Below are 11,668 nucleotides of genomic sequence, written 5' to 3' on the forward strand. Positions count from 1 at the left end.
TCAGCCCTCGAAGCGGCTGACGAACGCCGCCAGTTCGACCTGGCTGTGCACGCCGCATTTTTGCATCGCGGCCTTCAAATGGTTGCGCGCCGTCCCTGGGCTGACGCCAACATGGTCGGCGATCGCCGCGATGGAAAGACCGGCGGAAATCAGTCCGGCGACCGTCGTCTCCCTGTCGGTCAAACCGGCGGCCATTTGCACGCGCTGCAAAATAGCGGGATCGAGTTGGCTCTTCCGCGAGGGGTCGATCAGCACGCCAATCGCCGCCACCGGCGCCATGACGTCTACGGCATCTCCCCGAATGGGCGTGACCATCAGGAAAAACGGCGCGCCATCGCGTCGACGCGTCAAGCGCGTGGCGCCAGCGACCGGGTCGGGCGCCACGGCGCGCGCGATGACGGCTTCGAGTTGGCGCTGTTCGGCCGCCATGGCGCAGACCAGGCGGCCCCGGAGGATGGAGAGGGGATCGCCATGCGCGACGATGTCCTGGGCGCCGGCCTCGGTCGGCCTGCCGGCAAAATCAATGTCGAACATGAATTCGCCGCGCCGCCGGAACAGCACGGATTGTTCGCGCGCCTGTTGGCCAAGGCCGAATACGGCGAGCTGAGCCGACGACCGGATCGAGGGAAGCACGGAATTCAACCGCTCCACATCCCGCGCATCGAACGCGCCTTCCTTGTCGCCGCGCCAGAACGATAATTTCAGGCCGGTGCTGTCACGCGGCCCGAGCAGCGAGGCCGAGGCCCGATAGGGCACGTCGGCGATCGGCTTCATATACTCGCGGAAGAACCGTTCCCGCTCCAGCCGCTCCCGAATGCGCGCATGTCCGTCCGAGACGAATCCCTTGGCGTTGGAATTGAGAATCAAGACTTTGGAGCTGTAGGGCGGCGTTCTCCGCGACCTGATGTCCTGATAGGGCTCCGCCAGCCCCAGGGATGGCAGCATTCTCAGGTCCGTTTCGGTCGACCGGCTGAAGCAGACCGCTTTGGCGCCTGCGGCGGTCGCAAGCTGTTCAAGCGCTTGCGCCCAGGAACGCCCCAAAATGATGGCGGAATTCAATTCATCGCTGGCGCGAATCAATCCCGCGACGTCAACCGTCACCTCATGCCGCCTTTTCAAGAAAATAGAAAAATTTTCTTTTGGTCATGTTGGCCTGTGCGACGGCCATATATCCTTAAACGCATGCCGTCAACGCGGCTGCTTGTCGCGCATTGCGGGGCGCGCCGGCGCGGCGGCCGTCACTTGCCCTTGACCACCACCCCGATCATCGGCCCCAGCGGCAAGGTGAAATCGTCGCGGCCGAGTTCCGGCGCATAGAGCGCGGAGACCGAGCCGTCGAGAAACAGGGCGTTGTCGCAGCGTAGCGTCTCGCGGAACAGATCGGCGAAGGCGTGGAAGGTCACGGGTTCGTTGGAAATGGCGAAGACGGCGAGCCCCTCGTGATCCACGCCCACCCCGTTGCGTGACTTCTCCGAGACCCCGTCGGCCTGGATCTTTGGGTGGATTTTGCCGGAGACCACCAGCATGGGACCGGACTGGGTGGCATAGTCGGCGGCGGGGTGCTCCTTGAGGAAGGTCGAGGTTTCGACAACGCCGGCGCGGCCGTGGCCGACGAAAAACACGCCATTGGGCTTGAGGTGAAAATTCCCTGCGCCGGCGCGGGTGTTGGCCCTGCGCAGCTCCTCGCCCCTTTCGATGTACAGGCCGACCGGCGCGTTGTCCCTGTCGTACATGCCGGCGTTCATGGCGAAGACCAGCTTTTCGCCGGATTTGAGCGAGGCGGCGACGCCCGAGAACGAACCGAGCGGGGCGCCATTGTCGCCGCGCCAGAACGTCCGGATGTCGTCGCGACGCGGATCGAACTTGCAGACGGTGTAGTGCTTGCCGTCGCGACTCATGTCCTCGCAGGCCTTGGCGAGGGCCGGCCCGGCGCTCAAGCCGGTTGCGAGGCAGAAAAAAACCGCTCTGTGCAGATGGGGCCTGTCGAACAGCGATTTTAGTATTGCTAAAATCGGCAAAAGCTCTAGCCTCTTGCGCCATGAAACTGGCGGATTGGTTGCGCAAATCCGGCGTGAGCCGAATCGAATTCTCCAGGCGGCTCGGCCTGACCCCTGGCGCCGTGAGCCAGTTGTGCAATCAGGAGAGCGTGTGGATGTCGCGCGAAACGGCGCAAGCCATTGCGCGCGAGACAGGCGGCGCGGTGACGCCGAACGACTTTCTGCACGAATTCTCGGCAGACAACAAGAGGATGGCATCAAGCATGACTCATTCGGTGAATGAGGCGATCGAGGCGATCAAGCGCGGCGAAATCGTGATCGTCACCGACGATGACGACCGCGAGAACGAAGGCGATCTGGTGATGGCGGCGAGCCTGTGCACGCCCGAGAAAATGGCCTTCATCATCCGCAATTGCTGCGGCATCGTCTGCGCGCCGCTGACGCTCCAAGAGGCGCGCCGCCTCCATCTGGCGCCGATGGTGGCGGAAAACGACGCCCCGCTCGGCACCGCCTTCACCGTTTCGGTGGACGTGAAGCACGGGCTGACCACCGGCATTTCGGCGGAGCAGCGCGCCAACACCGTGCGCGGCCTCGCCAACAACAATCTCGGCTCCAATGATTTTGTGCGCCCCGGCCATGTGTTTCCGCTGATCGCCCGCGAGGGCGGCGTGCTCATGCGCTCCGGCCACACCGAGGCCGCCGTCGACCTTTGCAAGCTCGCCGGCCTGCCGCCGGTCGGCGTGATCTGCGAACTCGCCAATGACGACGGCACGGTGATGGTCGGACCGCAGATCGCTGAATTCGCTGAGAAGCACAAGCTCAAGCAAATCTCGGTCGCGGAGCTGATCGCCTACCGCCAGGCGCGCGAGCATCTGGCGCAGCGCGTCGCTGAATTCCCGGTTCAAACCAAGTTCGGCACGTTCAAGGGCTACGCTTACGTCACCCCGTTCGATCAGGTCCAGCACTTCGCCCTGGTGGTCGGCGATGTCGGCGACGGCCGCGACGTCTGCGCGCGCCTGCATCGCGCCGACCTGCTCGGCGACGTGTTCGGCGGCGGCGCGATGATCAATGCGGCGCTGGAAAATTTCGCCAAACAGGGTCGCGGCGTGCTGGTCTATCTGCGCGACGGCGCCGTGGGCGTGCCCGCGAATATTTTGGGGCAGAAGGAAGAGACGGCGGCGGAGAGCCAGCGGACCAAGAACTGGCTCGACATTGGCCTGGGCGCGCAGATCCTGCGCGATCTCGGCGTGGTCTCGATCCGCCTACGCACCAAGGCCCCGCGCCGTTACGTCGGCCTGTCCGGCTTCGGCATCGAGATCACGGCGTTCGAGGAATGACAGGCGGATTCCGCCCCAATTCTCTCGCATGTGTGGGCCGTCATGGCCGGGCTTGTCCCGGCCATCCACGCGGCCCCGTGGCCGCAATGGTCGACGTTTTTCGCAGGCGGAGGGGCGTGGATGCCCGGCACAAGGCCGGGCATGACGCGCGTGAGGTTGAAAGGCGGAGGCGATGACCCCCGCCCTCATGTTCCAGGGCACCGGCTCCGATGTCGGCAAGTCGCTGCTGGTCGCCGGCTTTTGCCGGGCCTTTGCGCGCAAAGGTCTGCGGGTCGCGCCGTTCAAGCCGCAGAACATGTCCAACAACGCCGCCGTGACGGCGGACGGCGGCGAAATCGGCCGCGCCCAGGCGCTCCAGGCCCGCGCCTGCGGCCTGCCCCCCAGCGTGCACATGAACCCGGTGCTGCTCAAGCCGCAAAGCGAGATTGGCGCGCAGGTCATCGTGCAGGGAACAATGGCCGGCGAGGCGCGGGCGCGCGACTATCAGGACCTCAAGCCGAAGCTCGCGGGGGCGGTTGCGCACTCCTTCAATCTGTTGCGCGAAAAGGCCGATCTGATCCTGGTCGAGGGCGCGGGATCGCCGGCCGAGGTCAATCTGCGCAAAGGCGACATCGCCAATATGGGCTTCGCCCGCGCCCACAATGTCCCCGTCGTGCTGATCGGCGACATCGACCGCGGCGGGGTCATCGCCCAGATCGTCGGCACCAAAAACGTGCTCGACCCCGAAGACGCGGCCATGGTGCGCGGTTTTCTGGTCAACAAGTTTCGCGGCGACCCGCGACTGTTCGACGCCGGCCTCACCTTTATGGCGGAGCGCACCGGCTGGGCCTCGCTCGGCCTCATCCCGTTCTTTCCCCGCGCGGCGCAATTGCCCGCCGAGGACGCTTTTGCCTTGGGCGGGAGCCGTCAGGGCGCCGGCAAGCGCATCGTCGTCCCGTTGCTGCCGCATATCGCCAATTTCGACGATTTCGATCCGCTCAAGACCGAGCCGGGGGTCGAACTCGTCATGGTCGCGCCCGGCCAGCCCTTGCCGCTTTGCGACCTCGTCATCCTGCCCGGCAGCAAGACGACCATCGCGGATCTCGCCTTCTTCCGCGCCCAGGGCTGGGACATCGACCTGTTCGCCCACGCCCGGCGCGGCGGCAAAATTTTCGGGATTTGCGGCGGCTACCAGATGCTCGGTGAAACCATCGCCGATCCGCTCGGTCTCGAGGGGCCGCCGGGCGTGGCGTCGGGGCTCGGGCTGCTGGCGGTTGAAACCGAATTGGCGGGGACCAAGACTTTGGCCGCCTGTTCCGGCGTCTCGGCTGGCGGCGCCGCATTTTCGGGCTACGAAATGCATGTCGGCGTCACCAAGGGCGCGGATTGCGCCCGGCCCATGCTCCGCTTCCCCGGCGGTCGGGTCGATGGCGCGCAAAACGGCTCCGGCGCCGTGCGCGGCGCCTATGTCCACGGCCTCTTCGGCTCGGACCCGTTTCGCGCGGAATTCTTGCAGTGGATCGGGGCTGAGAGCGCCGGACGCGATTACGAAGCCGAGATTGACCGCATTCTCGATGAACTCGCGGATCATCTCGCCGCCCAGGTCGATCTCGACGCCTTGCTGGCGCTGGCGCGGTAAGCCCCAAAATAAAAGAGCCGGCCCAGGGGCCGGCTCCTCAAGATGGAATGTCGGTTTCTTAGAAAACCAGCACCAGCAGGATCGCCAGAACGCCGATCTGCACGAAGCAAGCCTTGCGATACAGCGTCAAAGCGCGCTTGACGTCGGCGAAGTTCAGCTCCGATCGGCCATTGCCCATGGTGGCGTCTTCAATGGTCTCGCCATTGTAAACGCGCGGTCCCGCGAGCTTGTAGCCGAGCGCGCCCGCGACGGCCGCTTCCGGCCAGCCGGCGTTGGGCGAACGATGGCGGTTGGCGTCGCGCAGCACGGCATCCTTGGCGCCGCGCCAGTCGGCGCCGGGGGTCAGCGCCGCCGCGATCGACAGCCAAACGGCGGAGATGCGGGAGGCCGGCAGGTTCAGAATGTCGTCAAGCTTCGCCGTGGCTTCACCGAAGATGCGATACTTGTCGGTCTTGTGGCCGATCATCGAGTCGGCCGTGTTGACCGCCTTGTAGACCGCGCCGCCGAGGACGCCGAACAGAACCGTGTAGAACGCGGGAGCGACCACGCCGTCCGAGAAATTCTCGGCGAGGCTTTCGATCGCGGCGCGGGCGACGCCGGCCTCGTCGAGATCGGCGGTGTCGCGGCCGACAAGCTTGCCCACTTTTTCGCGGGCGGCCGGCAGGCCTTCAAGCTGGAGCGCGCGGGCGACGTCCTCGACGTGATCGTAGAGGCTGCGCTGCGCGACCAGGCTCGAGGCGACGGCTGCCAGCAGCACGAAGCCGATGATGCCATGACCGGCCCAATCCGAGAAGAAATAAGCAACGGCGCCGGTGACGATGACGACGATCGCAATGGTGGCGATGCCGCCATTGCGCTTGGCGTCGGGCGTGGCGCTGGACGTGTTCAGCTTGTCGTCAAGCAATTTAATGAGCGCGCCGATCCAGCCGACCGGATGACCGATTGCGGCGTAAACTTTTGGCGGATAGGAGAAGAAGCCCTCGAGCAGCAATGCGGCGAGGGCGAGGGCTAGAGTGAAGGCGGATATTATCATGGCGAATCCCTGTGACGCGCCTCATTATCATGGCGGGAGACTTTTCGCCGCAACAAAAAAATACCCTCTTGCCCCCAAGCCCTGGCTTGACCTTTCGACGGGAATCAATTGCGTTGCTTATCCGTTCGTTACGCCAGGCCCCGAAGCCTACGCTCGGCTGCCCGAACCGGAGGCTGCGGAGGCCCTCGAATCAGCCGCGGCGCGGTTTTTCGGCTTGGGTGATTCGCAGTGCTGCGTCGCCGCTCCGGGCACGCAGGCCCTGCTTCAGGCGCTGCCCCGGCTGATTCCGGCCAAAACCGTGGCTGTGCTGGGCTTTTCCTACGCCGAGCATCGCCGCTGCTGGGCGGCGAGCGGCGCCGAGGTTTTTGTCGTCGAACATTTCGACGGCCTGCTCGCGGCGGAGGTCGCCGTGATCGTCAATCCCAACAATCCCGATGGAAAACTGCGGCAATTAGCCGCGCTTCGCGATCTCGCCAGCCGGCTGGCGGCGCGGGGCAAATGGCTCGTCATCGACGAGGCTTTCGCCGATCTCCTGCCCGGCGCCAGTCTCGCCCCGGACCTGCCGCTGCCCGGCGTGGTCGTGCTGCGCTCCTTCGGCAAATGTTTTGGCCTCGCCGGGGTGCGGCTCGGTTTTGCTTTGGGTCCGCAGCCTTTCGTTCGGCGGTTGCGGCAGGCCCTGGGGCCCTGGGCGGTGAGCGGCCCGGCGCTCGAGATCGGCCAGCAGGCCTATGCCGATTCCGACTGGATCGCGCAAAGCGCCGCGCGGCTGGCGGAGGACGGCGCGGCGCTCGATTCGGTGCTGCGCGACGCCGGTCTCGAGACGATCGGCGGAACGCCTTTGTTCCGACTGGCGCGCCACGAGCGGGCGGCGGAGATTTTCGAAAAACTCTGCGGCGCCGGCGTTCTCGTTCGGCCCTTCGAGGAAAAGCCGGGCTGGCTGCGCTTCGGCATCCCTCACGGCGCGCAGGATTTTGCGAGGCTGCGGGCGGCTTTGGGCTAGCCTTGGGCTAGTCCTCGCTGTCCTTGTCTTCCAGCGCCTCGGTCAGCTTGCCGATCAGGGTCGCGCCGGAGCCGAGATCGGTGGGCGCGTAGCGCATGACGACGCGCATGTCGACGCGGGTCTGCTCGTCCGCCGGCTTGATGCGAATCGAGACGGCGATGGGAATGTGCAGCGCGGGCGACCAGGTGAGGGCCTCGAGCCGGCCCTCCGGCCGCGCCTCGCCGCCGGGACGGACCTCGTCGAGCACCGTCCAGCCCAGGGCCGTCACCGCCTCGCGGGTGGCATTAAAGGCTTCGTCGGTTTCGAGATCGAGCAGCACCGGCTTCACATCCGGATAGGCGGCGACCTGCTCCTGCGCCCGGCCGGGGTCGAGCGGTTTCGGCGCCCAGCCGCGCGCCTTTTCGATCGCCGGATCGGCCGAAAACGCCGGAGGATCGACGTAATCGGTCGAAATGTCGGCGAGCAGCGCGGGCGAGCCGGTGGAATAGGCCAGCCAGGCGGGATAGGGGATGAACAAAGTGAGCAGCAGCAGGGCGACGATGATCTGCTTCGCCCCGCGCCGGCCATTGACCCAGATCGAGCCCATGGCGGCGAAGGCGGTCAGCAGGGCGCCGGCCGCGATGACCAGCGCGATCAGGAACAGCAGCAGGCCGAGCCCTGGGGAGGGCGCGCGGGTCGGGCTGAAGGTGAGCACGGCGACAAAAGCCGCGAGCGGGCCGCGCGCGTGGCTCGCGGCCAGCGCCAACAGCGCCACGCCGATCGACGCCAGCGCGAGTTTTTTCGCCAAGATCGCCGTCCGCGACACCGGCTGATCAGACGCCAGCCGCCGCAATGCGCTTCCCGCCATGGCTCCCCCTTGTTCGGGAAGGGGTAACAAGGCTTGGCGTTCCCCGCAATCCATGATTATTACGGCGCATGTCTCACAACACTTTTGGACATTTGTTCCGCGTCACCACCTTTGGCGAGAGCCACGGCCCCGCGCTTGGCTGCGTCGTCGACGGCTGCCCGTCGCGCCTGCCGCTCGAAGCCGCCGAAATCCAGAAATTTTTGGACCTGCGCCGCCCCGGCCAGTCGCGCTTCACCACCCAGCGGCAGGAGCCCGACGCGGTCAAAATTCTGTCCGGCGTGATGACCGATGAGACGGGCCGGCAACTCACCACCGGAACCCCGATCGCGCTGATGATCGAAAACACGGATCAGCGCAGCAAGGATTACGGGGAGATCAAGGATTCGTATCGGCCGGGACACGCCGATTACGTCTATGACGTCAAATATGGCATCCGCGATTATCGCGGCGGCGGGCGTTCCTCCGCCCGCGAGACCGCGGCGCGCGTCGCCGCCGGCGCCGTCGCGCGCAAAGTGATCCCGGGCGTGACCATCCGGGCGGCGATGATCCAGGTGGGGCCGCACAAGATCGATCGCAGCCGCTGGGACTGGGCCGAGGTGTCGAACAACAGCCTGTTCTGCCCGGACGCGCAGGCCGCCGCTTTGTGGGCCGATTATCTCGACGACATCCGCAAGAAGGGCTCGTCCATTGGCGCGGTGCTCGAAGTGGTTGCCGAGGGGGTTCCTCCCGGCTGGGGCGCGCCGATCTATGGAAAACTCGACGCCGATCTCGCGGCGGCGCTGATGTCGATCAACGCGGTCAAAGGCGTGGAGATCGGCGACGGCTTTGACGTCGCCGCGCTCACCGGCGAGGACAATGCCGACGAAATGCGGGCCGGCAATGATGGGCCGCATTTTCTGGCGAACCACGCCGGCGGCATTTTGGGCGGCATTTCGACCGGCCAGCCGATCGTCGCCCGTTTCGCGGTCAAGCCGACCTCCTCGATCCTGACCCCGCGCCTGTCGGTGAGCCGTTACGGCGACGAGGTGGAATTGCGCACAAAAGGCCGGCACGACCCCTGCGTCGGCGTGCGCGCCGCGCCGATCGCCGAAGCCATGGTCGCCTGCGTGCTCGCGGACCATTTTTTGCGCCATCGGGGCCAGCAGGGCGACGGATTCTCCTGGCCGTTCCCGCGATGAGCATGGCGCGCCGCCCCCAGAGGCGGCGCGGCCGCGTTCTCTGAGCTTCATGCGGATGTCACCTAATTTTCATAGGCAGTCGAAATTGCCTCGGTTATCGGGAGTTCGACATGTCGCATATGCTGGCGTCGGCGGAGCAGCTCAACGCGCGAAAAACTTACGAACGCATCGCGTTTCTTTATGATCTGCTGGATGCGCCCTACGAGATCGGCTGGAAGCGCGCGCTGCGCCGCCGCATGTTCGAAGGCTTGACGGGCGCCATTCTCGACGCCGGCGTCGGCACGGGCTGCAATTTCGTCGCCTATCCCGCGGGCGTGCGCGCCTCGGGCTGCGACGCCAGCGTCGCCATGCTGGAGCGCGCCCGCGTCCGCGCCGAAAAACTCGGCGTCGATGTCGAACTGCGCCGCTCCGATCTCACCCGCCTTGACTGGCCCGACGAAAAATTCGACGGCATCGTCGCCACTTTCGTCTTCGCCTGCATCGAGGACCATGAACAATTGGCGGCGCTCAAGGAATTGCGCCGCGTCTGCAAGCGCGGCGGCGAAATCCGCATCGTCGATTACCGCCTCTCCGCGCGCCCGCTGGTGCGCAAGCGCCAGCAGGTGATGTCGCGCTGGCTGAGCGGCGCCTTCGCCGCCACCTATACCCCGACCACAGAATCCTATTTCGCCGAAGCCGGGCTTGAAGTGATCGAGGAGAAATTCCTGCGCGGCGACATCCTCAAGATGATCCGGCTGCTCCCGCGCCAATTGTCATGAAACTGTCGTCGGCGCGTCCGATGAAGCGGCATGTCCTATCTTCGCGCGCTCGCCTTCGTCCTCGCCCTGACCCTCTCGCTGATCTTCGCCGCGCCGCTGCAATGGCTGGCGCGGCGTTATAACTGGCCGCTCCAGCATCGCATCCAGATGGCGTTCTGCCGCCTGATGCTGGCCGCCATGGGCGTCCGCGTCGAGGCCCATGGAACAATGCCCAGCGCGCGCCCGCGCTTCGTCGTCGCCAATCACGTGTCCTGGACGGATATTCTGGCGCTGGCGAGCCTGCATCCGCTGGTCTTCCTCGCCAAGAAGGAAGTGTCGAGCTGGCCGGTGCTGGGTTTTCTCGCGCGCCTGCAAGGCACTTTGTTCGTCGAGCGCGAGAACCGGCGCGCCATCCCGCTCGTCAATGCGGCCTTGTCGGAAAAGATGCGCGGCGGCGAGGATGTCGTCGTCTTCGCCGAGGGCACGTCCAGCGACGGATCGACGGTCCTTAAATTCAACGCCGCGCATTTCGCCATGCTCGCCGATATGCAGGCGGCGGGCGAGGCCTTTGTCATCGCGCCCGTGGGGATCGCCTATTCGCAGGATGTCGGCTGGTACGGCGACATGACTTTTTTGCCCCATCTGTGGAGCCTGATGAAGACGCGCGGCGGCGTCTCCTGCCAAATCTTCTTTGGCGATGCGGTCGACGCGTCAGGCCGCGACCGCAAACAACTTGCGGCCGAGACCGAGGCGCGGGTGCGCGACCTGCTTCAGGCCGCGCGTTCGGAATCGCCGAAAAATTCGAGATAGCGCGTGTCCATCTCGGCCACCGGCATGACGACAAAGACGTCGGTGGTGTTGAATTTCTTGTCGACCACGGCGCCGTCGCCGAATTTTGCGCCGACGCGCAAATAGCCCTTGATCAGCGGCGGCAGGCCGGCGAGCGCCTTGCGCTGGTCCAGCGCCGACTGCTCCAGCATGGCCATGGGCACATGCAAGCCGTTGCGCGCGCAAACCCTCCAGTCCTCGCCCGCGCCGGCGTGATGCGCCAGAAAACTCAGGGACACCGCATGTTTCAGCGGATTCGCGCCCTCAAAGCTGGCGCAGCCGATCAGCGCGTCCATGTCATAGGCGCGGATATAGGCGAGCAGGCCGCGCCACAGCAGTTCGATGGTTTTTTTCCCGCGATAGGGTTTGAGGACGCAGGAGCGGCCCAGCTCCAAAAACCGCTTGTCGGGATGGCGGGCCAGAAGCGGCGCCAAATCGTATTCGCCGGATGAGTAAAACCCGCGTTTCTTCGCCGCGACATCGCTGCGCAGCAGGCGATAGGCGCCTACGACGGTCGGCTTCTTCTTGCCGGTGCGGCTGCGCCCCTCATGGTCGATGACGATGAGATGATCGCAAAAGGCGTCGAACTTGTCGGCGTCGCGCCGGGTGAGCGCCGCCCTGGCGTCGGGAATCGCGCCGCCTTCCTCGAAAAAAACCTTGTAGCGCAGGCGTTGCGCCTTGGCCACGTCCTTGCGGGTGGTGGCGAGGCGGACCTCCAGCGAACCGATGCGGCCCAGCGATCCCGACAAAGTCACGGGAAGGACGCGGAACGGTTTTCGGAACGCGCCGGCTATTATTTTCTTGCCGACTACGGGCGCTAACCCCCACATCGCGACTCTCCAAAGCTAGAACCAAGTATTCGCTTCAAAGATCACATTGGGGCGAAGCTTTTGTGACGATTAGAGCATTTAGATCGAAGCGGATTCCGGTTCGCGTGAAGGAAATGCGTCAAATCAAAGAACTAGATCGCGTTCGTAACGTGAGTTCGCGGAACGTGCTCTAGAGCGCGTTCGGCGGCTTCAGATTCAATGGGGGATTCCCAACTGGCTTGAACAATGCGATTCTTTCTTCGTGATTGCGAGGGAGGAATCCC

Annotated in this window: 11 protein-coding genes; 6 read left to right on the forward strand and 5 right to left on the reverse strand. The window is 65.2% G+C overall.

Going from position 1 to position 11,668, the window contains the following annotated elements; translation table 11 throughout:
* Positions 1–945, reverse strand: a complete 945-nt coding sequence (locus M2320_RS16335) for a helix-turn-helix transcriptional regulator (protein WP_264598186.1) — start codon at positions 943–945, stop codon at positions 1–3.
* A gap of 293 nt (positions 946–1,238) precedes the next feature.
* Positions 1,239–1,898 carry a phosphodiester glycosidase family protein gene (locus M2320_RS16340; RefSeq protein WP_264598193.1) on the reverse strand — a complete coding sequence of 220 codons (660 nt, stop codon included), beginning with the start codon at positions 1,896–1,898 and terminating at the stop codon, positions 1,239–1,241.
* A 140-nt stretch (positions 1,899–2,038) separates the two neighbouring features.
* On the opposite strand from M2320_RS16340, the gene ribB reads away from it, so the two are divergent.
* Both ribB and M2320_RS16350 read left to right on the forward strand, forming a co-directional pair.
* Positions 2,039–3,334: a 3,4-dihydroxy-2-butanone-4-phosphate synthase gene (gene ribB / locus M2320_RS16345; RefSeq protein WP_184427244.1), complete on the forward strand. Its 1,296-nt coding sequence runs from the start codon at positions 2,039–2,041 to the stop codon at positions 3,332–3,334.
* Between the two features lie 172 nt (positions 3,335–3,506).
* Positions 3,507–4,952 (forward strand): cobyric acid synthase, encoded by a 1,446-nt coding sequence (locus tag M2320_RS16350; protein WP_264598187.1) that lies wholly within the window; start codon positions 3,507–3,509, stop codon positions 4,950–4,952.
* Between the two features lie 58 nt (positions 4,953–5,010).
* Here the strand turns inward: M2320_RS16350 and cbiB are convergent, their stop codons facing one another.
* Positions 5,011–5,985, reverse strand: coding sequence for an adenosylcobinamide-phosphate synthase CbiB (gene cbiB / locus M2320_RS16355; protein ID WP_184427246.1), 975 nt, complete (start codon positions 5,983–5,985; stop codon positions 5,011–5,013).
* Here cbiB and cobD point away from each other — a divergent pair.
* The gene (cobD, locus tag M2320_RS16360) at positions 5,984–6,985 is read left to right on the forward strand and encodes a threonine-phosphate decarboxylase CobD (RefSeq protein WP_264598188.1); all 1,002 of its coding nucleotides are present in this window, start codon (positions 5,984–5,986) and stop codon (positions 6,983–6,985) included. The two genes, cbiB and cobD, sit on opposite strands and share 2 nt — an antisense overlap.
* A gap of 7 nt (positions 6,986–6,992) precedes the next feature.
* On the opposite strand, the gene M2320_RS16365 is transcribed toward cobD, so the two are convergent.
* Entirely contained in the window at positions 6,993–7,832 is an 840-nt protein-coding gene (locus M2320_RS16365) for a DUF1499 domain-containing protein (protein WP_184427248.1), read from the reverse strand.
* 68 nt (positions 7,833–7,900) lie between these two features.
* On the opposite strand from M2320_RS16365, the gene aroC reads away from it, so the two are divergent.
* From aroC to M2320_RS16380, 3 genes are all read left to right on the forward strand, one after another.
* Positions 7,901–9,010 carry a chorismate synthase gene (gene aroC, locus M2320_RS16370; RefSeq protein ID WP_264598189.1) on the forward strand — a complete coding sequence of 370 codons (1,110 nt, stop codon included), beginning with the start codon at positions 7,901–7,903 and terminating at the stop codon, positions 9,008–9,010.
* 110 nt (positions 9,011–9,120) lie between these two features.
* Positions 9,121–9,768, forward strand: coding sequence for a class I SAM-dependent methyltransferase (locus M2320_RS16375; RefSeq protein WP_264598190.1), 648 nt, complete (start codon positions 9,121–9,123; stop codon positions 9,766–9,768).
* 30 nt (positions 9,769–9,798) lie between these two features.
* Positions 9,799–10,557 carry a lysophospholipid acyltransferase family protein gene (locus M2320_RS16380; protein ID WP_264598191.1) on the forward strand — a complete coding sequence of 253 codons (759 nt, stop codon included), beginning with the start codon at positions 9,799–9,801 and terminating at the stop codon, positions 10,555–10,557.
* On the opposite strand, the gene M2320_RS16385 is transcribed toward M2320_RS16380, so the two are convergent.
* A complete protein-coding gene (locus M2320_RS16385; protein WP_264598192.1) occupies positions 10,518–11,405 on the reverse strand; it encodes a GNAT family N-acetyltransferase in 888 nt (295 codons plus the stop codon). The two genes, M2320_RS16380 and M2320_RS16385, sit on opposite strands and share 40 nt — an antisense overlap.
* Positions 11,406–11,668: the final 263 nt, after the last annotated feature.

This window comes from Rhodoblastus acidophilus (genome assembly GCF_025961575.1).
Classification (GTDB): Bacteria; Pseudomonadota; Alphaproteobacteria; order Rhizobiales; family Beijerinckiaceae; genus Rhodoblastus; species Rhodoblastus acidophilus_C.